Source organism: Paenibacillus sp. FA6, assembly GCF_051550225.1.
In the GTDB taxonomy this organism is placed as follows: domain Bacteria; phylum Bacillota; class Bacilli; order Paenibacillales; family Paenibacillaceae; genus Paenibacillus_AQ.
In genome coordinates, this window is sequence record NZ_CP188820.1 from 5,609,127 (window position 1) to 5,632,756 (window position 23,630).

Below are 23,630 nucleotides of genomic sequence, written 5' to 3' on the forward strand. Positions count from 1 at the left end.
TTCATATTATTTAAGCCGCTGGATCGTTCAGCGGCTTTTTGGTGCGCGTGGAAATCGTTCGATTCTATGAATTAATGTCATTGCCCTAAACTTGTAAGCACTTTAAACCGAAAATATAAGTACAAGTGTATACATGAGGGGAGTTAATAATCAGAATGAAGAAAAAGATTTCAATGTGGATTGCTGTAATTATGACTTTGGAAATAATGTTACCTAGTGTTCTAGGATTAGGAACTTCAGTTAGTGTTCAAGCAGCGGCTGGAGATCGACCGGTTATTATGATTGCAGATCTTGGGACAGCACCTAGCATCATCGCGGAAACGGGATATACACCTGGACAGAATACAGTTGGAGCGGAATTCAAGAGTGCCGTGTTGCAACTAATGTTCAATCAAGAGGTGGCTTTAGGTAGTGTTGGAAAGGTACATATATATAACGCAGCAGATGGTGTGCTTGCCGAGACATTATCTATTGACAATGGGAAGTCTACTACTGTCTTTGTGGATGGGACTGATCCTAAACGGATGAATTTCAAGACTTCGAAACTTGTTCCTTCGATACAATATTATGTGTTAATGACCGAGGGAACTGTTGTAAGTAAGGATGCTGTACCGGTAGCTTTTGCTGGCATAACAGACCCCCAGCAATGGGTATTCACAACGAAGGGGCTTCCGGTTCCGGGAGTCATCACTCAGAGAATCCCAGAACGAGATGCCGTCAATGTAGCTCTAAACAGCCCAATCCAACTTATTTTTGACAAGAAGATCACTAAAGGAAACGGCAATATGAATATAACGATTCAACCGGAAGGAAGTTCAGTAACCAATATTCCCGTGAACACATCGAGAGTTACCGGGTTCGGTACGAATACGATTAGCATAATACCGGGATTCGCACTTCAGAATAATAAGAGATATACGGTAACCGTGCCGGCAAGCGCTTTTGTGGATGAGGAGAATAATCCGGCACCACAGAGCATTGAAAATTGGTCTTTCACAGCTATTGGGGATATGTCTGCATTGCGTGAGACGTCCGTATCGCCAGCGAACAATAGTACGGTATCGTTGAGTACAGATCTGGCACTAACGTTCAATCGTGCTGTGAAAGCAGCTAACGGTTCGGATTATGCGATAATCAGGCTGTACAATGAAACAAGCGGACAATCTATGGACGTCAATGTAGTAGTCGATGTCAAGAACCCTACACAGATCCGTTCCGTGAACAAGGTGACGTTAGATCAGAATAGCTCGTATTATGTCGTTGTGGATAATGGCGTATTCGTCGATCGAGTGAATACAGGTATTGTCTATGGGGGGCTGAACGGGAGTTACAACTGGAACTTTAAGACGAGCTCCAACGACAAGGTAGCTCCTGTCCTGCAGACATCTCTCATGCATAATGCAACAACGATTCGACTGACATATAATGAGACGTTGAATTATTCGAATTATATGTACTCATCGAATTTTGCTGTGACGGTGAATGGTGAGACTAGAAAGATTAGTCAAGTATATACGTCAGGTGAAAGTGTCTATGTCGTGTTGGAGATTGGAGTCTCCGTTGGACAAAATGTCAAAATATCTTATACCGGCGGTAACTCTGGAATTATGGATGTTGCCCTTAATCCAGCAGCTAGCTTCGGATTGAGAGAGGTGACGAATGGGATCGACTCTGCACTACCGAAACCTCGTGAAGGTACGGCTTATGGAACAACCTTAACTCTTTCTTTCAATGAGACTTTAAAAAAGCCGTCTACGAATGCTTATCAGCAGTTCACAGTAACGGCAGACGGTTCTTCTCTTGGCGTTCGTAGTATGTCCCAGAGTGGTTCGTCGCTAGTATTAACTTTGAATAAGAGGATTAGTGATGGCGATGTGATTCAAGTATCCTATAGTCCTGGGTCGTATCCAATTCAGGATTACAGAGGTATGAATATGTCAGCATTCAGTGATTTCTTTGTAAGGAATCAAATCGATAATAAGCCGCCTATTTTTATGGGAGCGGAAGGTTCGGGTAGCAAGGTTATTTTGAAATATAATGAAGCATTAAGAACAGATAATTTACCGATGAAGAGTCAATTCTCAATATTGGTGAATAAAGTTCCCAACTATGTGACGGGAGTGGCAGTTAACGTAAATCATGTTGAGCTTACGCTGGCAACTGCTATAACGACATCCCAAGAGGTTACTGTGTCTTACGTACCCGGTGTTGGGAGCCAACGCATTACAGATCTGAATGGGAATAGTGCGGGTTATATCAATCTTGAGCCGATGGGTCTGAGTACCAGTTCCCTTAATGCTGATGTGAAGTCGGCTTCGATTAAGGGAGATACTCTTACGCTTCAATTCCACAATAGCCTGACAAGTTCATTAGACACTTATGCATTGAGCGCATTGTTTATAGTAAGAGTAGACAACACGGTTCGATCTGTACAAGCTACTAACGTGAGTGGGAATACGGTTACTCTTCGATTGATGTCTCCTGTATCGGTGGGACAGCAAGTTCAAGTATCTTTTAACTCGATGAGTAATGCGTTGAGAGATAGCCAAGGAAATAGTATCCAATCGTTCAGTAATCTAAATGTGCAAAATTCGGGTACTACTGTGGATGGAAAACCTGGTAGTCTAGGAACGCTCAGTGAGAGTGAGTTCGGCAGATTAATGTATGTTCTGAATACGAGTGCTGCAACGGTTAGCAGTGGGATGTCGAAATATAACCAAAGTGTTCAGAAATACAAAATTGATCCCGTCAAATTAAAGGAAGCTTATGATGATGTGGCGACGACGAGTACGGCTAGCAGAACGATCGTATTCGAAGTACCTGCTATGGAGAAAGCAGCCTATGTGGGCGTTCCGCTTCAAACGCTGCAAGAGGCCTACTACAAGGATCCCAAGGCACAATTCGCAGTTAGAATGGGGGACAGCGTCTATAGTATTCCATTAGGAAGTTTCAATGCAAGCGAGATCACTAGGGAGCTTACGGCGGTTACTTCGACGATTATGATCTGGATCCAGATTGAGAAGGTTCCGACTTATGCTGTGTCCGTCATGCTGAATCAAATGAGTCAACTTGGGGCGAATGTGATTGTTGAACCGTACGACTTTTACGTATCTGCGGAAAATACGACTTCTACGAGATCGATCCCGTTGAATGTTACGAGTGAATACTTGATTCGTACAGCGAAGCCGGCATCAGAGAATACTACAGCATTGATGTATTTCGATAAGTCTACGGCAGAGCCATCGTTCGTACCTTCCAAGGTAGAGAGATGGAGTGGCGGTATTATCTTGCACGCAAAAGTGCGAGCGAACTATATGGTGACTGGCGTAACGGGCAACAAGTTCTATGCTGATGTTACTAATCATTGGGCGAAGAGCGAAATCAATGAACTTCTAGCCAAGTTTGTTGTGAATGGAAGGACATCTGTTGCTTTTGAACCGAATAGTAACATTACCCGTGGTGAATTTGCGGTATTTATTGCGAAGGCGCTGGGATTGTCTGGAGATTCACAAGCAGCAAGCCGATTCAGTGATGTGCAGTCGTTTACTGCTACGGGTGCCTATATTGGAGCCGCAACGAAAGCGGGTATTATTACTGGGAATACAGATGGAACGTTTAAAGCAGATAAATATGTTACCCGCGAACAAATGGCGATCATGATGGTGCGCGCGATGGATTATGCGGAATATAAGAGTGCGAACACAAGTACAGCTGTAACAACACTATCCAAATTTAAAGATCGTGGCAAGATCCAATCACTTGATTCTGTATCAAGAGCTGTAAAGGAAGGTATCATTCAAGGCGTATCCACAACAACATTCCAACCACAAGGGAATGCAACGCGCGCTCAAGCCGCGGTGATGGTAAAGAGACTATTGAGTACAATAGGATATTTGTAGGATAACAATAGGCTAGGGTAACAATAGAATTATGATAAAGTAGATTATAGTTAACTTGTAAAATGTGGGTTTCATTTAGGAACCATAATCCCTCCCGATGGGGGGATTATGGTTTTTTGTGTGATTGCTAGAGTGATGCGATTGATTAAGCGGATGTAACTGGTTCAACTAGTGAGACTAGACGCTTCTTCGCTGTTTTTCTAGGTTTAAGAGTAAATAATGTCGATTTCGTAACTTTTACGCTAAAACCAAGTCTAATAGTATATACGCTAAATATATAGTCTATCGTTTCTACAGAAATGTAAGATTGTGCGAACAAGATAGCAGATGGGGGATTACTTTAATAATGAAGAGGAACTTACAACAAATGCAAGAAAGAGTGGTTAACTCCACAGGTAAGAAGTGGGTCATTGTTACAATGGCAGGGCTGTTATGGATCGGACCCGTTGTTGGCAGTGGACTTCCTATATATGGTTCATTTCAAGGGTCAGTTGTTAATGCTGCTTCGCAATCGGTTACTAAGATCGGAGAAGACATCATTACTTCTGGAGCTAATCTATACAAATATCAATTTACTACGACTCGTTCTGGTAAGCAGGTGACTACGCTCGCTGACGTCATTCGTGTAGATCTACAGAATACAAATGTGAAAATGGATGTCATGAATGGCGTGGGTGGTCAGTTTACGACTAGACAAAGCACACAAGCCATGGCCAAAGAGAATGGTGCCGTAGCTGCGGTGAATGGGGATTATTACATTACGAGTGGGCTAGGGGCACAATGGGCACCTTTAGGCGGTCAGATTACAGATGGCGTGTTGATGGCTACACCTGCGGATCTGAAGGGGATGTATTCCTTTACAGTGTCAAAAGAGGGGAAACCCATGATTGATGAATATGAATTTAAGGGTTCCGTGACAGCAGATAATGGACAAACCTTCCCTTTATCGGGTGTGAATAAGACAGCTTACTATCCAGAAGGAACAGGCACAACCTATAGTCATGTTAATAAAATGTATATGTATACAAGTAGCTGGAAGTCATTGGATCGCCCTGTCGATAGTTCATCGACGGCTACGGAAGTCCTTGTACAGAATGGAATAGTAACGGATATATCTTATAAATCTCCGTTGCTAATACCTGTACCAGAAGATGGCTACATTCTTCGTGCGCATGGAACGGCTGCCGAATTCGCTAACACTAATTTGGTCATAGGGCAGGCAGTGAATGTGAGTTCCTCACTCCTATCGGAAACGACAGGCCAACAGGTCGACCCTACGAGTCTACAAATGATGATCGGTGGACATACGCTTCTAGTCAATGGGGGCAAGGCTTCTGCTTTCACGAGAGATGTCGCAACTATTGGTGGATACCGTGCTCGTACCGCCCTTGGTTATTCGCAAGATGGACGATATGCCTATATGATAACAGCGGAGGATAACAACAAGAGTTCAGGAATGTCGCTGTCCGAGCTGCAGGCTTTCATGGTGAAGATAGGTGTGTGGAAAGGGATGAATCTGGATGGTGGTGGTTCCACTACGATGGTAACCCGCCCTTTAGCAGAGAATAACGCGACACTAACATTTAATACGGAATATGGCACCGTGCAGCGGAGTATTGTGAATGCCCTCGGTGTATTCAGTACGGCTCCTCAAGGTCAATTGAAAGGATTTAAGATTAGTGGAAGTTCATCACTATTGATTGGTCAAGAGGCTGCTTATACGCTAAAAGCCTATGATACCTACTATAACCCGATGGATGTCACTCAGATTACTCCTACCTGGAAGTCTAGCAATGGCAATGTGAAAGTCAGTGGTGGTAAGATCATAGGTGTACAACCAGGAAAAGCCACGATTACGGCGGTAAGCGGTGATGTGAAAATAAGTACCGAGGTAAGCGTTCTTGGGGCAGATGAACTCACGAGTCTGACGACGGCTAATGCAACAGCGCCTCTGAGCGCAGGAACAACCGTATCTATTCCTATAACAGCAGTTACAAAGAATGGACAGAGTATACCAATCTCTGCTAGCGCATTGAAATGGGAGTTTGTTGGATTCAAAGGGAATGTACAAGGTGACAATTTGACGGTGACTTCCGTAAATGCGAACGCGAAGATCGGTTATGCTATTGGTAGATATAATGGATTTAGTACCGTTATTGTGCTCTCGGAAGCTGCGAATAGCATGTGGGAAGATTTTGAGAATACGAGTTATCCTGTTGAATTCACTAGTAATGTGGCTCAAGTGATGGGTTCCGCTAACATTACGCAAGGAAGTGGAGACCGTTCGAAATCCAAAGTACTCAGTCTTCAATATGATATGACTCAGGGAAGCGGTAAAATGTACGCTTATGCACAATTGAATGGAACGACGGGTAAAGCTATTTCAGCTCCGGCAACATCGATGTCAGTGGATGTTCAAGGGGATAACAGTCTGAATTGGCTTCGTGCTGAAATTATAGATCAGACGGGTAAGACGGTTTATGTGGATCTGGCTAAGGTGATTGATTGGGAAGGGTGGAAGAGCCTGAACATCGATCTAAGCGGATTGAACATTCAATACCCAGCACAGTTGAAGCGCTTCTATGTAGTTAATGTAGAAGAAGGACAGGATGAACGTGCATTGACAGGTTCGGTTGCTTTTGACAATGTTCAATTTACAATACCCTCTTTATCCAGTGAGGCTCTACTCCCTAAAGGAACAGCAACGATGGTGATTGGACAGAAGTCTATGACTGTTAATGGGGGCAAGATAGCGATGGATGTTGCACCTATAATGAAGAATAATACAACGTATGTACCGATTCGTTTCGTACTAGACGCAGCTGGGGGAAGTGCCAATTGGGACGCTGCTAATCAGCGCATCACGGTGCTACGTGGAGGTAAATTATTAGATCTTACAGTGAATAAGAAGGAATTTATTCTAAATGGAAAAAGGTTTACGGCGGAAGTAGCACCCTTCACTACACAAGGTAGAACTCTAGTACCTTTACGTCTAGTATCTGAACAACTAGGGTTAATCGTAAAGTGGGATCAACAGACGAAGACTATCACCATTGAATCGTAATTATGCTATAATATGGCATAGTTAATAACGGCAAAGTTGGAATGGGGTAGAGCTGAAGTGGATTTTCAAGCAGAGGCTATTGATCACGTTATTAAGAATGCGATCGATGCGGTTGAGAATAGCAAATATCAAATATTCGAGATTATGGAGAGTGCTCGTGAAGAGTTGAACACGATGAGGAATGAGTTGGAGTTCGTGGTCAAGGAAACTCGGGTAACTTTAGAAAAGGTGGACCAGCTTGAGTTAAGTTATCGGCGATCTCGTATTCGTCTGACGGAAGTCAGCCGTGACTTTGTCCGCTTTAAGGAAGAGGATATTAGACAGGCCTATGAGAAGGCTACTCGGATCCAACTCGATCTGATCATATATCGCGAGAAAGAGATGTATCTCAAAGCTAGACGTGATGAGCTAAAGAAGCGAATCCGCAGCGTAGAGAGTTCAATAGAGCGCGCGGAGAGCATCGGATCGCAAATGAGCGTAGTTAAGGAGTATTTGTCTGGTGAAATAAGCCAAGTAGGTCGTTTCATCGAGACAGCTAAGAATCGTCAGCTCATAGGGCTGAAGATTATTCTAGCTCAAGAAGAAGAGCGCAAACGAATTGCCCGTGAAATCCACGATGGTCCAGCTCAATTACTTGCCAATCTAGTTCTAAGAACAGAAATCGTTGAAAGAATGTTAAAGAAACAGGAATTTAAGATGGTTGAAGACGAAGTAGTAGACTTGAAAGGGCAAGTACGAGCTAGTCTTGAAGAAATTCGGAAAGTGATCTTTAATCTAAGACCGATGGCCCTAGATGATTTGGGCCTAATTCCCACACTCCGTAAATTCATTTATGATTTCGAAGATAAAACAAAAATTCGAACATTACTTGAAACGAGAGGGAAGGAACGGCGACTCACCTCAGCAATGGAAGCGGCCGTTTATCGGCTTGTGCAAGAGGCACTCACGAATGTGGCTAAGCATTCTGAAGCTTCATATGTGGTTGTAGAATTGACGTTTCAGGCACAAATCGTGAAGATTGCTGTACAAGATAATGGATGTGGCTTTCAACCTGAGCTACTTAAACAGAAGAAAAATGAACATTTCGGTATAGTAGGTATGCGTGAAAGGGCAGAACTCCTTGAGGGTAGAATGGAGATCGAATCCCAATTGAAAGAAGGAACAAAGATCATTATCCATATCCCTACAAATGTAGACAAGAGAAAAGAGTGACGAAATGACAAGCAGAGATTCTGTAAAAGAAACCATTAAAGTACTCTTAGTTGATGATCATCAATTATTTCGTGAAGGTCTAAAGCGGATTCTGAATATGGAGGACGATATGGAGGTCATCGGAGAATGTAGTGATGGCGTCCACGTGCTAGAATTCTGTAACGAGACTCAACCTGACGTTGTGCTCATGGACATTAATATGCCTGAGGAGAATGGTGTGGAAGCAACCGAGAAGCTTAGAGAGCTATTCCCTGACATTAGAGTTATTATTCTGTCTATTCATGATGATGAGAGCTATGTGTTTGAGACGTTGCGTAAAGGTGCAAATGGATATTTACTGAAAGACATGGAGGCGGAGTCTCTTATTAATGCGATTCGCTCGGTGCATCAGGGTCATGCTTTTATTCATCCTAAAGTAACGGGGAAACTAATTCAGCAGTTACGTCGTATGACCTTCGTGAATGAAGCTGGGGCAATGAATCAGAAGTCGGTCATGGAAGCTGGAGTGAAGTTCGTAGGTGGAGAAGATAATCCGCTGACTCGCCGTGAAGCAGAAGTGTTGCGTCTTATGGCTGAGGGTAAGAGTAATAAGATGATTGCTGAATATCTTTTTATTAGTGAGAAGACAGTGAAGAACCATGTCAGTAGTGTCTTGCAAAAGATGGAAGTGGATGATCGTACGCAAGCGGTTATTAATGCTATTAAATATGGCTGGGTAAGATTGTAGCCAAGGATGTAGCCGGTAACTGTAACTAGTTACTCGCAACTCGCGACCCGGAACTCAACAACTCGGAACTCGTAACCCGCAACCCGCAACTTGTGCGTGATGCAGGCCCCTCCCGTCGTGAGGCTGGGATAGTTGCATAAATGGTGCTTATTATAGGGAAAAGGTGTGAGTAGAGGGAATTAGTTGCATAAATGGCATTTAAAATCAGGAATAATTGCTGAATCCTCAAATTCTGAGTAAATAGATACATGTTATGCAACTAAAGTGAACGCCATTGGAAATTGGGAGAATATAAGTGTACGTTGTGCACTTATTGTACTTACATACGTGTTACTCTCGCTACAGGGAGTAAACGAAGGTTACTGCCTAATACATACTAATTTCGTTGGCACAGCCAGATTAACTTTCACAGCAAGGGCGCAGTGTGAGTCTATCTTGTCACCTAGCCTTCTGTATCAGCATATATTGTTGGTAAAGAAGGAGGTGAAGCTCCGTGATCATCCAATGTATTTGGATTGCTATTATTTACGGGTTGGCGATAGCCATTGTACATGGCGTACATGCCGCAACCGATAAGGTTGGTGGCAATCGACGGAAGGGATATGGAAATTATTTCATATTCATTACTTCTAATCATGAAAATCATGTAGAATGGTATGTGCGTGCACTATGGTTGTATTCTTATTTTGGAAATAAGGAAGTACGCATCCTTGTTTTGGATCATGCATCGAGCGATGAAACGGTGCGAATGATTCGCAGAATGAGTGAGTACTCAGGACTTAATCTATCCGTAAGGGTCTGCGCAGAGGTAGATGGAGATGAGCTCAGTAAATATGTATCACAAGAAGAGTTAGAAGGATCAACATTAATCGACTTAAGAATACCGCATGAGGCCGGACGCATACCTTATGTGCAAGGCTAGTAAATGGTGTTGTCTGATGACGGGTAGCAATCGTATAGGTGACAAGGTGTGAAGCACACTCTCCAAGATCGGGATTCCGGGAGAATGTGCCTTTTTTGCGTTCAGCGGGGGATTGACGAATTGAACTTGAGAAAGGCGTGGGAGATGTGAAAGTAGCAGTATATGCGATTCGAAATGTTGAGGGTTGGAGGATGAGGATTTCTCTTGATTTGAGAGTGGACCTTGTGTGGTGGGGAAGGGAAGCGAAAGCTTCATCAAGTAGGGTGGTATTTCTGGCTGAAGGGGTTCCTCTGGGATGGGGGATCAAGCTTGAACAGATGGAGTTACGAGATAAAGGGATGGATGCTTGGTCTATTGCTCACTGGCAAAAGGTTGTCGGTGAAGTTCTTGTAGATGAGCTTCAAGAAGTGCCTAAGTCTCCATCAATCGTACAATATTTCTGTGAGGATTCGATGTGGATGTGGGATATTCGAGATGGTGGATGTGTTAATGATCCACAGATAGATCGTAAACGAAGGGATGATCATAGAGGGAGGGATGAAGAAGAGAGGAGCAGAGCAAAGATTCACATGCTATGGGCGAACACAGCGAAGGGAGCGGGTCGTGGGCGCAAAGTAGGGGATCTCCAGCATCATGGAGTGATGCAGCAGGTGCTTAGTAGGGGGAGGACGGAGGACTTACGGCATGATGGATCGATGCAGGAAGTGCACGGTGTGCGCGAAGCTGAGGAATTACAGCTTGATGGGGTGATGCTGGAAGTGTTCCGCGAGGCGGAAGTGCTAGCAGAAGTGCTTCGAGGGCGTTCGCTGCTAAAGGCAGAGGTAGACGCACTTCTAGCGGAAGCTGCGCCAACCATGGCTGGAGCTTGGTTCACGGCTGCGCAGCTGGCCTATCTCCAGGACCAGCTCGCCTTCGGCGCCGGCGTTGCGCCTGCCGCCTCGCCTGCCGCCTCGCCTCGTGGCTGCGCACCGTGGCTGCAGCGCCGCCGCAAGTTCCTCCGCTGCCATCGCTGTGGCAGCGTTGCACTTGGCCGCACGGCATGCGCCTCGTGCGGCAGCGCGGCGTGCGCCTATTGCGAGGCCTGCCTCGCTATGGGGCGCAGCCGCGCTTGTGCGCTGCTGCTTCGCGGAGCAGCGTCCCCGGCCGTGCGGGGCACGGCCGGGGGTTCCCCCACCGAGGCCATGGGCCGGTGGGGGCTTAGTGCAGCGCAAAGCGCAGCCGCAGACGCGGCGCTGCGTTTCCTAGCGGAGCCTCCCGCAGGGGGCGGAGCAGGGGGAACTTCGAGTCTCACCAGATCGAAAAGTTCCCCAGCTCTTCGCGTTCCTGCAATGCCTGATCGCTTTCTCCTCTGGGCGGTTACGGGTGCGGGTAAGACGGAAATGATCTACCCGTTGCTGCATGCCGTATTGCAGGCTGGAGGGCGTGTACTTGTCGCCACACCGCGGAGAGATGTCGTGTTGGAACTTGCGCCAAGATTAGCTAGAGCTTTTCCAGATGTGAAGGTGGTTACATTGTACGGGGGGAGTGAGGAACGCTGGAGACCGGGGATGTTGACGTTAGCCACAACGCATCAATTAATGCGCTTCTACCAGGCATTTGATCTCGTCATTATCGATGAGATAGATGCATTTCCATATCATAATGATCCCATGTTGGCCTATGCAGCGCAGAATGCTTGCAAGCCCGAGGGCAAATTCGTATACCTGTCGGCGACGCCTCCACGTCAATTACAGAGGGAAGCAGCTTCGGGCAAACTACCTCACGCCAAAGTACCTGTGAGATTTCATGGACATCCTCTGCCTGTTCCTAGTCGACTGGATATGAAATCTGTAGCGCAATGCCTTAGTCAGCAACGGATTCCAGATAAAGTCATTCGCAACTTAGGACAATCCATCCAGCGAGGAGCGCAATGTTTCGTATTCGTATCGCGGATTCGGCATATAGAACCTTTGGTTATGCTGTTGCGTCGCTATTTACCGAAGATTCGGATAGAAGGTACCTCATCTGTAGACCCACAACGAGCGGAGAAGGTGTTGGCCTTTCGTGATACCCGGATTAGGTTGCTGATTACAACAACTATTCTAGAAAGAGGAGTAACTGTGCCGCGAAGTGATGTATTTATTTTTGATGCGGATAGTGGTCTTTTTGATGAAGCTTCGCTAATACAGATGGCTGGGCGGGCTGGTAGGTCAAAAGATGATCCGGCAGGTAGAGTATTCCTAGCATCCTCCGCGTGGACAAGATCACAGAAGAGAGCTGTTTCTCAGATCAAAGGAATGAACCGTATCGCGCAGAAGGGTGGCTATTTAACTAACCATCACAAGAAGAGACAAGCTCCATAGCTGTAGTGGAATAGTTGTAGTTAGTGTTTGGTAGTTGGTAGCTAGCGATAGCTGGTCGGTAATCAGTGGCTGAAGGCTGGAAGAGATAGCTATGATTTGGAAAGGAGAGCACTATGACTTGGAAAAGTATATTGGACTCTATACATAGACTACTTGCCCCGGCAGTAGTGGCCTGTCTTACTTGTGGAAGAATGGGCAACAGGTCAACTCAAGTTCATGGGATATGTCCAGATTGTTACAAGGGGATCCCATGGATTAGGCAGCCACGCTGCTGTATTTGCGGTCGGCATATCGGTTGTCCGGATTGTACGCGTATCAATGGATATGAACGCTTTTTCGAGTGTAATCGGAGTGCGGTAGCCTATAAGCCCATGATGCGGGAATGGCTTGGACAGTATAAATACAGGGGAAATGAAAGATATAGCGAGCTACTCGTAATGATGCTGGGTAAGGCTTACGTTAGCATGCGAAATGAACATAGACAGACGAAGGTAGCCCCACCATGGACCATAGATGTCATCACTTGCGTTCCTGTCAGTACAATTAGGCTAGAGGAGCGAGGATTCAACCAAGCTGAGGTGTTAGCTATAGAATTGGCGGAACTGATGCGGCTTCCTTTTGCAAGGATGCTTCTAAGGGAGCGACATACCGATAAACAGAGCTTTAAGAGTCGGAGTGAGCGTATTCGCGATATGCAGAATGTTTTTAGTGGTGACCAGAATATCATTAATATAGCCCATAACATTCTTCAGACACGTCAACGATCATTAGGTAATGCCCCTTTACGTATTCTTGTGATCGATGATATTTACACGACTGGAAGTACTATTAATGCTTGTGCATGTGTATTGAAGGAGATAGGGAAAGTTATCGGATATCCTGTGGAGGTCTTTAGCTTAACGTGGGCAAGATCGTGAAGTGGAGCTTCTGGATTCAATTTTGCGTGGTATATTTACTGTGTTGAATGACTTGACCTTCTCACCCGCCTAAATACTTGTGAGAAGGTCAGACGTAATTCTGGACTTAATGGCTATTTGTCAAAAGAATATTATAGATAGACGAACCATGCCCATATAAGTTAATCTATATATACTAGATAATACGGTTATATGTAATATATGGAATGGGGGAGTGGATTGCGATGAATCTTGGCAATTGTCCGCGGTGCGGTAAGCTTTTTGCTATGAATTTTAGAGATATATGTCCGGATTGTGCAAAGGGAATCGAAACTGAATATCAGAAGTGTTCTGATTATTTAAGGGAGCATAGAGGCACTTCGATGACTGAACTTTCCGAGGTGACGGGTGTAACGGTACGACAGATCACTAAATTCATACGAGAAGGACGAATCTCGGTTATTGACGCTCCTAATCTTAGCTACCCGTGTGAAGTGTGCGGGACTACATTCATTCAAGAAAGTAACATGTGTGTCTCTTGTAGAAATCGCCTGACCAAGGAATTGAATCAATCGGTTCGGGATGAGCAAGTGAACAGAGATAGTAACAGTAATCGTAAAGCTGCGTATAGTGCACTTGATAAATATAATAATTAGAAAATTAATAGTGAATACGTTATCAGCTATTATATATGTTTCATTTGTGACCGATAAACTTAGTAAAGGTTATCGGTTTTTACTTTTTGGCAAGTTGTTGCCAAGGTTGAGCCTTTAATAGAATGAACAGGAACGGGAAGGTGGCAGTTATGAAAATTAACGAGACCGGACGAGTGGGAGCTATTAATTCTTATCAGCGCAATATTGAATCAGGCAGACAGAATGAAGATAAGAAGAGCCGTCGTAAGGACGAAGTAACCATCTCAGCCGAAGCTATGGAAATGTTACAAGCTACAGAACGTAGCGGCAATTCAGAGCGCGCGCAACAAATACAGGATTTGAAACAACAGGTGTCCTCCGGAACTTACCAAGTGGATAGTAACAAGATTGCCGAGAAACTCCTACCGTATTTCAAACAATATCCTGAGAACTAGGTGAATGACATGGCATTAGAACGGCTTATTAGTATATTGGAGAATTTGGATGTTGAGCATCAGAAGTTGATCGAAAGTGGAGAACTTAAGAAACATGCTATCATTGCAAACGAGATGGAACAAATCATTTCATTATTAAATAAGGAATCCAAAATAGTTAAAAGGATTGAGGAGCTTGAAGAAGAACGCTCGACATCCGCTAATCTTTTTCTAAAAGAAAAGGGCATAAAATCAAATTTGGCTTTGAATTTAAAGGAACTTTCAAGACTTGTGTTTGAACCTGAAGACAAAGCACGGTTTCAAAAGGTTCAATTGCACTTAAATGAGACTCTGAATAAATTAAAAGTATTAAATGATATAAATCAGCAATTGATCCAACAGGCTATATCTTATGTTGATTTCTCAATTGAGTTGTTAAAGATATATCCTGAACAAGAAGCGTTCTATCAGCATCCGTCAGACAAAACTCATGGATTAAGTCGTCCTGGTGTTTTTGATACGCGTGCGTAATTCGAGGAGGAAAACATGACATCAACCTTTCATTCCATTGAAACTGCCAAACGCAGTTTGTTTACCCAAACGGCTGCGTTGAGTACAACAGGACATAATATTGCCAATGCAAATACGCCGGGTTACTCTCGGCAAGTAGTAAGGATGACAGAATCAATACCAATGGCACCTTTTGCCTTTTTGCGTTCAACGTCCCCTGGGCAATTGGGAACCGGATCTGAATTCGTATCCATCGAACGTATACGTGAGTCATTCTTAGATGATCAGTTCCGTAAAGAGAGTTCTTCTCAGGGAGCATGGGATGTTCGCTTCTCTACTCTTGGGAAGTTAGAAGCCACACTTAACGAGCCTTCAGACAGTGGTTTGGCCAAAGTTATTAATAATTTCTGGGATGCTTGGTCTGATTTCAGTCAGGATCCGCAGGATATCACGAATCGCAAAATTGTTAAAGAAACTACGTTGGCTCTTACAGATGCGATAAATCAAATGAGTCGTCAAATGAATGATTTGAGTAGTGATTTAACGAATAGTGTGGACTTACAAGCTTCCAGTATTAACTCACTTTTGAGTCAAGTAGCTAGCCTGAATTCTAATATCAATAAGATCGAGAGTCTTGGGGATAATGCTAATGATCTTCGCGATCAGCGTGATTATGCAATGGACCAATTGTCCAAAATAGCCAATGTTCAGATAGTGCCGTTAGAGACTGGTTACCAAGTAACTTTAGCTGGACAAATCGTAGTTGCTGGAGATGTGGTAACTGCTGTAACTGGGGCAACGCTGCAGGCAGGATATGAAGGCGGCACTTTAACGGGTGGGGAGACTTTCGGAACACTGCATTCTAGGGACGTCTATGTTGCAGACTATAAGAACCAGTTGAATCAATTGGTTAATACAATAGCTAATGGCGAAGTCGAGATCACGCTTCCAGCCGGTTCAGTATTACCTGAAGGTACTATACTGAATAATATTGTTTATAGTAATGCTAATAATAACAGAACGTTAGGAAGCGACCTAAAGGTCTCAGTTAATGGCATCAATGGATTGCATAAGCTGGGGTACACTTTAGCGGGTAATTCACCGACAGCAGGTGGAGATTTCTTTGTATCGAAGGATGGTTCTCCTCTTTCAGCAGATAATGTCACATTAAGTCAACTCATTAAGGATGACCCGAATTACATTGCTTCTTCAATACGTACAGCTGGTACAGGGACAGATGAAAAGATCGTTGCTGGTAATAATTCACTTGCGCTTCTTATGTCTGGACTAAAGATTAGCAAGTTTGATTTTGGTGCAGGTTTCTCAAAACCAGCTACAATTGATGACTTCTTCACCTCCATCGTTGGACAGATCGGGGTTGAGAGTAAAGAGGCAGAGAGACAAGTACAGAATGCAACGCTATTAACAGAGCAAGTAGATGGAAGTCGTCAATCTATAAGTGGTGTTTCTCTTGATGAGGAAATGAGTAATTTAATTAAATTCCAGCATGCATATGGTGCTGCTTCGAGATTCATGACAACATTTGATGAACTATTAGATAAACTGATAAACGGTACAGGAGTAGTGGGCCGTTGATTGATAAGGAGGTTAAATAATGTCTATTCGTGTTACTTCTAGCATGATGAACACGCAGTTATTGAGTAATCTTAACCGCAATAATTACAGTATGAATAAGATGGAGAACCAAATTTCTACTGGACGTAAAATAAATAAGCCATCTGATGATCCAGTTGGTGTAACATACGCACTTCGATATAGATCTGATCTAGCTTCCAATGAACAGTATCAGACCAGTACGGATGCAGCGATAGGTTGGCTGGATACAACGGATACGAACATGGCTCAAGCTACTGATGTAATGCATCGTATCAAGGATTTGACTATCCAAGGTGCAACGGGTACTGTACCGCAAGCTGGCTTGGATGCTATTAATCAAGAGATTCAAGAGTTAAAGGCATACCTGGTTGATATTGGTAATATGCAAATAAGGGGTAAATATATATTCAATGGTCAACAATATGATCAAGCTCCTTATCAGCTGTCTGATACAGTAACGGATTATGCTGCGATTAATCCAGATACAGCAGCAGTTGAATATTCAATTGGGGACGGGGTTACTTTCCGCATGAATACCTCTGGCAGTGAATTCTTTGGAACAAGCACTGAACCGGATAACGTATTTAAGTTGTTAGATGATCTCTCAGCTGCTTTAGCTAGCGGAGATACAGCTGGTGTTAGTGCGCAGTTAGTGAATATTGAATCTAGAACAACAAAGATGCTTGCTAGCCAGACCGAGGTTGGGGCTAGAACGAATAGAGTAGAATTAGTGCAGAATCGTCTAACAGATGGTAATCTTAATTTAACGACGTTGCAATCGAAGGTTGAAGATGCTGACATCGCGAGCCTGCTAATCCAAGCCACATCGGCACAGACCATATATCAAGCGGCACTGAAATCATCGGCACAGATTATGTCAACAAGTTTAATGGATTATATGAGATAATAAATGGGATTGAATTTAGAACCAAAAGAGCTATGGGAATGTTATGATCCATAGCTCTTTTGGTTCATGAACAATGGAGGCTTTAACTATGGATAAACGTTTAAGTGCTGTTACCTTCCCGAAGGGAATGCCAGGTTTTGAATTATTAAAAGAGTTTAATATACAGCAATACGATGAATTATTTAGTGTCTTAATCTCTGCAACCGATCCATCTGTAGCATTTATTATTGTGAATCCGTTTGATTTCTATTCTGACTATGAACTTGATGTAGCGGATGACCTCCTTGAAGAAATTGAGATAACGGGTCGCGAACAAGTGAATATTCGCTGTATCGTAACATGGAATAGTGACCGCAATAAGGTGACATTGAATTTACTTGCCCCCATTATTATTAATTCGGAGAAGCACAGTGGTAAACAGATTGTATTACAGAATGTACCGTATACAACAAAGCATTTATTGTGGGTAAATGGGATAGAGGATTCCGAAGGCGGTGAAGGCTAATGCTAGTTCTATCACGGAAAAAGGGAGAATCTATCATAATCCAGAATGATATTGAGATTACGATACTCTCAGTTGAAGCAGATACCGTAAAGATGGGAATCTCAGCGCCGAAGACGATCGATATTTATCGTAAGGAAATCTTTGAAGCCATCCAGCAGAATAACCTGGGGGCTGCAATTGATGTGAAACAGCTTCAGAAGATAATGGACGGATTATCCGAGTAGACCTCAAATAAGCTGAATTGAAATAAATAAATAAAATAATTATAAAAAGCTATAAACATTTGGATGTGAACAGTCGATATATATATTAGAGCGGTAAATCTTCAGGGCGGCCGACCTGTGAAGACGCTAATACCACATGGATGTGGGAATAAACCAAATTCAAGGAGGAAATAATAATGATTATCAATCACAATATTCCAGCACTAAATACACACCGTAACATGGGTCTTAACACAACTGCAACAAGCAAGAACATGGAGAAGCTATCTTCAGGTCTACGCATCAACCGTGCGGCTGACGATGCTGCTGGTTTGTCCATCTCCGAATCAATGCGCGGTCAAATCCGTGGTCTAGAGCAAGCTCAACGTAACACTCAAGACGGTATTTCATTCGTACAAACAGCTGAAGGTTCAATGAACGAAGTATCTGCTATGCTTACTCGTATGAAAGAACTGAACGTTCAGAGTAAGAGTGGAACTTATAGCTCAAATGATAGAGCGAACATTGGTGCTGAGTTGGACGAACTAGGTGCTCAAATTGATAATATCATGAACGAGACTACATTCAACGGTATTAGTATTACTGCAGGTGCTGATATTACAGTTAACGATAAAGCAACTGGAACTATTTCAATCGGATCAATTACGGTTACTGGTATCACTGGCTTGACATCAACAACTACTTTGGCTGAAGTAGAAAGTGCTATCAAGAATGTATCGACTGAACGTGCTAAACTGGGTGCTGTACAAAACCGCCTGGAGTACACTTCCAATAACTTGGGTACGGTAGTAGAGAACTTGACAGCTGCTGAATCTCGTATTCGTGATACTGATATGGCTAAGGAAATGGTTGCTCTTTCTAAGAACAACATCTTGTTGCAAGCATCTCAATCGATGTTGGCTCAAGCTAACTCTGCACCACAAGGTATTCTATCAGTACTTCGTTAATTTTCCCCTTTTTCTCCGAAGAGGCCTTGAATTTCAAGGTCTCTTTTCTTTTTCTCCTTATCTTCTTCATAAACCCTTCTGCTATTCCGATATATATAGTAACAACTCTGAAGCGAACATTATGATTATTCAAATGCATATGAGGAGGAGCAATCTGTGGATAATAGAATAGTATCAGGAATCAGGCCCGATATGGGAACCAGAAATGTAACACTAGCAAAGAGCAATAATGAAGACATCCAAGCCTCTTCAGTAACAAGCAACCGCCAGCCTCCCACGGCAATCGTCAGCCGCCTATCGGGTGGGAATGAACAACAGATTATTCAACAGTTAGAGAATGTTATTCGGGCCGTACAGGGTCCGGAGAAATCATTTGAGATATCTGTTCACAAGGAAACGAATGCAATTATGGTCAAGGTATTCGATAAGCGAACTGGTGATCTGATACGTGAGATTCCATCGGAGAAGATATTAGATGTGGCAGCGGATATGATGAAACTGAATGGTCTTATTTTTGATAAACGAGTATAAAGGAGGAGTCTATTATGGTAATGAGAATTGGTGGCTTAGCTTCTGGTATGAATATTGACGACATAGTAAAAAATATGATGACAGCATCGAAATTCCCATTGAATAAGCTGAATCAGCAGAAACAGCAAACGGAATGGAAAAGAGAAGGGTATCGTACGATAAGTACAACATTGGTTAGTTTTAATGATAAATTATCAACATTTGGTCTCAGTAGTTCAATCAACTCCAAGAAGGCTACCGTAACTGGTGCCTCGAATGTGACAGCCACAGCTACAGGATCAGCAACTAACTCTGTTATTAATATTAGTGTGGGGAATTTAGCTTCTGCCTCTTCTGTAGTATCAAGTCCAGCTAAACCTGGTGCAACTAAAATTTCTGACCTTTACTCTGGGACGGATATGACAATTAAAATTGGTGAAGGTACAATTGGATTTGATGCAGATGATACAATCGCTTCTCTAGTTAGTAAGATTAACAATGATAAGACGACAGGTGTTACCGCTGTATATGATCAGAAATCTGGGCAAATGTCATTAACCAATATAGCAACTGGAAGTGTGCCGATGGAGGTAGAAGGAGGACTTCTTGCTGCCATCGGAATAAATAATACAACAGCATCTGCAGGTAAAGGTACAGATGCTACTGTAATCATCAATGGAATTTCAACCACTCAGTCCTCCAACACATTCACCGTTAACGGAGTCACAATATCAATCCATGGTGTGACACCTACTGATCAATCTACTCAAATTCAAGTGAATCAGGATACAGATAAGATGGTTGATACGATTAAATCCTTCGTAGAATCCTATAATGCAACGATTGCCACACTGAACTTGGCCACATCAGAGGAACGATTTAGAACCTACCTACCTCTGACGACCGAACAGAGGGCAGCTATGAGCGAAGATGAAATTAAGCTTTGGGAGACAAAAGCAAAAAGCGGTATGCTGAAGAGTGACCCTATTATAGATAAAGCGCTTAGCGAAATGAGAACTGCTATTATTGGGGGACTTGTCACACCTAATATTACGCAATTTGGTATAACAACTGGTAACTATAGTGAGAAGGGTAAGCTGATTATTGATGAAACTAAGCTAAAGGCTGCACTAGAGGCTAACCCAGAAGATGTATTTGCTTTATTCGGACAAGTGGATAATTCAAAGCCAGCACCGGATAAAATATATAATGAGGATGATGGTATATTTAGCCGATTGAAGAAGGTTGGTTCTGTTATTCTCACATCATTATCTGAGAAAGCTGGAACCTCTAAATATAGTAGTGATCTAACAACTGCCTTTCTTGTTTCAAGTCAGATGGGAGATCAGTTAAAAATATTCGATACACGAATAGCAGACATCAATAGAAGGTTGGCTTCATTAGAGGCTCGTTATTACAAGCAATTCACAGCAATGGAAACAGCGATGAATAAGTTTAATAGTACGTCGTCCAGTTTAAGTAGTATGCTATCTTAATGCAAGGGAGAGAATCTTTTGATAACATCACCTCATCAAAGATATCAACAAACACAACTAAATACTGCACCGCCAGGTCAGCTTCTGCTCATGCTGTATGATGGAGCGATTCGTTTTGTAAGAATGGGTATCGCTGGGATCGAAGAAAGGAATTTTGAGAAGGCTAACACCAATTTATGTAAAGCGCAGGGTGTTATACATGAATTGATTGCAGCCTTGAATTTCGATTATCCTATTTCTAAGAATCTTTCTCAGGTTTATGAATATATGATTCACCAATTAATTACTGCCAATTTAAAGAAAAGTAAAAAGCCTGCTGATGAGGTGTTGATCTATCTACTAGATTTACGTGAAGCATGGGATACAGCAAATAAGTCAGTGAATTCTAGTCAGGGGCATGCCTGATGACAACTATGATAGAGCAGATTACTGAACTGGAAGAACTGACGGCTGCCTTAGTGCAACGGATAGAGCAGGTTGATTATGAAGAGCTAACTGCGTTCACTGAGCGCAGGGAGCAACTTGTTCATCAGATAGGGATAAGTCAGAGAGTTCTTACAGTTGAGGATAAACAACGGCTTCGGAATTTAGGAGAGTATGATGAAACCATACTTTCTAAGATGAGCTCTTTGAAACTAGAAGCTAGTGAATGGTTATTGAAACAAGAAGCCGTTAAAGAACAGAAAAATGCTTATGGTGCTGGTTATAGTGTCGAAAGTATGTTTATAGATGATAAGAAATGAATAAAAAGGTTGGGTTACTGTAATGAAGCGACTTAGCGTATGTATGATTGTGAAAGACGAAGAGGAGCTATTACCCCGCTGTTTAGATAGCCTTACCCGTTTAGCCGATGAAATTATTATAGTTGACACGGGTTCTGCGGACCGAACCAAAGAAATTGCTCTCAAATATGGTGCGAAATTGTTTGATTATTCATGGACCAATAATTTCGCCGCAGCACGCAATGAGTCACTTCGACATGCAACAGGAAAGTGGATATTAGTTCTAGATGCGGATGAATATTTGGCTGAGAACGAATACGATAAGTGGAATAAATTCCTAAATAAAGAGAAGCCAGTCAGTCACCTTGCCTATTCGTTACCTGTGGTTAATTTTACTGCGGAGAAAGAATTCCAGGATGAGATTACAACAGCACCTGTAACTAGATTGTTCTCTAACTATAAAGGAATCTATTTCGAACGACCGATTCATGAACAATTAACAAGAGGACAACGAGGAAAACTATATCATCGGAAAATTGACTTGAATATTTATCATACAGGTTATCAGGCTCAACGAGTAACGGAAAAAAATAAACATGAACGAAATATGTCTATTTTTAATGAGATGAAAAAAAACGACAACATGAGTGATTATGATTGGTTCACATTGGGTAATCAGTATCGTTATGTGAGAAATGAGATAGAGGCTGTTCATTGTTATGAGCAGGCAATAAAGGGAGCGGACCCTAATTCAGCATGGTATCCTCATTGCCTAGTCGGACTTATAAGTCTATATCTCTCGCAGGACCGCTTGGAATTAGTTGAGGAATGGACCAACACGAAACTATCGAAATTTTCTGATTATCCTGATTATTATACGATAAAGGGTTCTCAGTATGAAAAGATAGGGTTCTTCGAGAAGGCTATCGACTGTTATCTTAAAGCGGTCAACATTGCAGAACAAAGGGCGAGTGATAAACTAGAAATTTGGCTCGTCGAACCTAAGTTTAGTTTTGAGACTCCAGTATTACAATTAGTGGAATTATATTTTAAGTTGAACGACAATCAGCAGGCGATTTATTGGTTATCCAAATTGCTTCATAAGAATAATAAAAATCCATTAGTACTGTTAAAATTGATAGAATGGCTTTGTCAGAATGAAAGTTCAGATTCAGTGATCGACTTGTTGAATAAAATATATGATATTCATGATGAGGCTGACCGTAATTTGCTATTTAAAGTGTCGCTAGTGCTTGGACAGGTAGAATTGGTTCGATATTATATGAAATTTATAGGATCGTTAGATCATCTCAGTCTATTGGATCAAGCTCGCCTTGCTGTCATTACAGACAATCAAGAAATGTGGTTGGGATTGTCACCCTCGAATCAACAGCTAGATGCAGATAACCAACTACAGCTATGGATTCAAATGGCTGTTGGGGCGATACAATGGAATAACTACTCCGTACTCATCCAAATCGAGGGAGAATTCCAGAATGATGAGATTTCTAAATTGACTGAATTTATCGTTGCTATGCTTACTAATGGACATCTTCCAGAAGAGCAAGACTTAAAGAATTACTCAAGCTCATTATTTCTAGTAGCGAAGCAACTGTTCTTAATCAAAGCCTTCGGGAAATTTGATGAATTCATAAATTTCATGAGATCATCTGAATTGATCAACCAATTGGCTAATTACTTTTATAAATTAAATTTGACGGAGATGGCCTTAAATTATTATTCCATCCTTTTGTCGGAACAGCAGTTGGATTTCACAAGTGTAGTTAATTTGGGAAGGTACCATATCAATAATCAATTCTACGAGGACGCTGTGGAATTTTTCAGCGAAGCTGTAAATCGAGAGCCTGCAAATCAAACCCTCTATATTCCTTTAATAAGGCATGCCAACAAAGAGCTAAAGGATTATTATAGTAACAAGTTTATTACAGAATGTCCGCAGTTTGTGAATATAACATTCGTCCGTGAGTTCCTTAATCAAGAGAAAAAGTAAATATAATAATGGAATATTCAAAATAAGGGGCTGTTCCAAAAGTCATTGAA

General features: G+C 42.5%; 20 protein-coding genes. All 20 read left to right on the top strand.

Annotated features, from left to right (window positions below; all coding sequences use genetic code 11):
* Positions 1–155 precede the first annotated feature (155 nt).
* The 20 genes from ACP8HI_RS25155 (at position 156) to ACP8HI_RS25250 (ending at position 23,580) form a co-directional block, all read left to right on the top strand.
* On the top strand, positions 156–3,899 hold the full coding sequence (locus ACP8HI_RS25155) for a SwmB domain-containing protein (RefSeq protein WP_438348834.1): 3,744 nt from the start codon (positions 156–158) through the stop codon (positions 3,897–3,899).
* Positions 3,900–4,245: 346 nt separating this feature from the next.
* Positions 4,246–6,963, top strand: coding sequence for a stalk domain-containing protein (locus tag ACP8HI_RS25160; protein ID WP_438348835.1), 2,718 nt, complete (start codon positions 4,246–4,248; stop codon positions 6,961–6,963).
* Between the two features lie 57 nt (positions 6,964–7,020).
* Positions 7,021–8,175 (top strand): sensor histidine kinase, encoded by a 1,155-nt coding sequence (locus ACP8HI_RS25165; protein ID WP_438348836.1) that lies wholly within the window; start codon positions 7,021–7,023, stop codon positions 8,173–8,175.
* 4 nt (positions 8,176–8,179) lie between these two features.
* On the top strand, positions 8,180–8,902 hold the full coding sequence (locus ACP8HI_RS25170; RefSeq protein WP_438348837.1) for a response regulator: 723 nt from the start codon (positions 8,180–8,182) through the stop codon (positions 8,900–8,902).
* Between the two features lie 493 nt (positions 8,903–9,395).
* On the top strand, positions 9,396–9,824 hold the full coding sequence (locus tag ACP8HI_RS25175) for a hypothetical protein (RefSeq protein ID WP_438348838.1): 429 nt from the start codon (positions 9,396–9,398) through the stop codon (positions 9,822–9,824).
* Between the two features lie 146 nt (positions 9,825–9,970).
* Positions 9,971–12,166, top strand: a complete 2,196-nt coding sequence (locus tag ACP8HI_RS25180; protein ID WP_438348839.1) for a DEAD/DEAH box helicase — start codon at positions 9,971–9,973, stop codon at positions 12,164–12,166.
* Positions 12,167–12,279: 113 nt separating this feature from the next.
* Positions 12,280–13,083, top strand: a complete 804-nt coding sequence (locus ACP8HI_RS25185; RefSeq protein ID WP_438348840.1) for a ComF family protein — start codon at positions 12,280–12,282, stop codon at positions 13,081–13,083.
* A gap of 224 nt (positions 13,084–13,307) precedes the next feature.
* Positions 13,308–13,718, top strand: a complete 411-nt coding sequence (locus ACP8HI_RS25190; protein ID WP_438348841.1) for a TIGR03826 family flagellar region protein — start codon at positions 13,308–13,310, stop codon at positions 13,716–13,718.
* A 149-nt stretch (positions 13,719–13,867) separates the two neighbouring features.
* Complete coding sequence (gene flgM, locus ACP8HI_RS25195) at positions 13,868–14,152, top strand: flagellar biosynthesis anti-sigma factor FlgM (RefSeq protein ID WP_438348842.1); 285 nt, start codon at positions 13,868–13,870, stop codon at positions 14,150–14,152.
* A gap of 9 nt (positions 14,153–14,161) precedes the next feature.
* A complete protein-coding gene (locus ACP8HI_RS25200; RefSeq protein ID WP_438348843.1) occupies positions 14,162–14,662 on the top strand; it encodes a flagellar protein FlgN in 501 nt (166 codons plus the stop codon).
* Between the two features lie 15 nt (positions 14,663–14,677).
* Positions 14,678–16,237 carry a flagellar hook-associated protein FlgK gene (gene flgK, locus ACP8HI_RS25205; protein ID WP_438348844.1) on the top strand — a complete coding sequence of 520 codons (1,560 nt, stop codon included), beginning with the start codon at positions 14,678–14,680 and terminating at the stop codon, positions 16,235–16,237.
* Between the two features lie 19 nt (positions 16,238–16,256).
* The gene (flgL, locus tag ACP8HI_RS25210) at positions 16,257–17,165 is read left to right on the top strand and encodes a flagellar hook-associated protein FlgL (RefSeq protein WP_438348845.1); all 909 of its coding nucleotides are present in this window, start codon (positions 16,257–16,259) and stop codon (positions 17,163–17,165) included.
* Positions 17,166–17,253: 88 nt separating this feature from the next.
* Positions 17,254–17,670, top strand: coding sequence for a flagellar assembly protein FliW (locus ACP8HI_RS25215; protein WP_438348846.1), 417 nt, complete (start codon positions 17,254–17,256; stop codon positions 17,668–17,670).
* Entirely contained in the window at positions 17,670–17,894 is a 225-nt protein-coding gene (csrA, locus tag ACP8HI_RS25220) for a carbon storage regulator CsrA (protein ID WP_438348847.1), read from the top strand. The genes ACP8HI_RS25215 and csrA overlap by 1 nt, the downstream gene beginning before the upstream one ends.
* Positions 17,895–18,070: 176 nt before the next feature.
* Positions 18,071–18,841 carry a flagellin gene (locus ACP8HI_RS25225; RefSeq protein ID WP_438348848.1) on the top strand — a complete coding sequence of 257 codons (771 nt, stop codon included), beginning with the start codon at positions 18,071–18,073 and terminating at the stop codon, positions 18,839–18,841.
* 156 nt (positions 18,842–18,997) lie between these two features.
* Positions 18,998–19,372, top strand: coding sequence for a flagellar protein FlaG (locus tag ACP8HI_RS25230; RefSeq protein WP_438348849.1), 375 nt, complete (start codon positions 18,998–19,000; stop codon positions 19,370–19,372).
* Positions 19,373–19,386: 14 nt separating this feature from the next.
* On the top strand, positions 19,387–20,847 hold the full coding sequence (fliD, locus tag ACP8HI_RS25235) for a flagellar filament capping protein FliD (RefSeq protein ID WP_438348850.1): 1,461 nt from the start codon (positions 19,387–19,389) through the stop codon (positions 20,845–20,847).
* Positions 20,848–20,865: 18 nt separating this feature from the next.
* Positions 20,866–21,252, top strand: coding sequence for a flagellar export chaperone FliS (gene fliS, locus ACP8HI_RS25240; RefSeq protein WP_438348851.1), 387 nt, complete (start codon positions 20,866–20,868; stop codon positions 21,250–21,252).
* Positions 21,252–21,590 (top strand): hypothetical protein, encoded by a 339-nt coding sequence (locus tag ACP8HI_RS25245; RefSeq protein WP_438348852.1) that lies wholly within the window; start codon positions 21,252–21,254, stop codon positions 21,588–21,590. Before fliS ends, ACP8HI_RS25245 begins: the two co-directional genes overlap by 1 nt.
* A 43-nt stretch (positions 21,591–21,633) precedes the next feature.
* Positions 21,634–23,580, top strand: a complete 1,947-nt coding sequence (locus ACP8HI_RS25250; protein WP_438348853.1) for a tetratricopeptide repeat-containing glycosyltransferase family 2 protein — start codon at positions 21,634–21,636, stop codon at positions 23,578–23,580.
* Positions 23,581–23,630 lie beyond the last annotated feature (50 nt).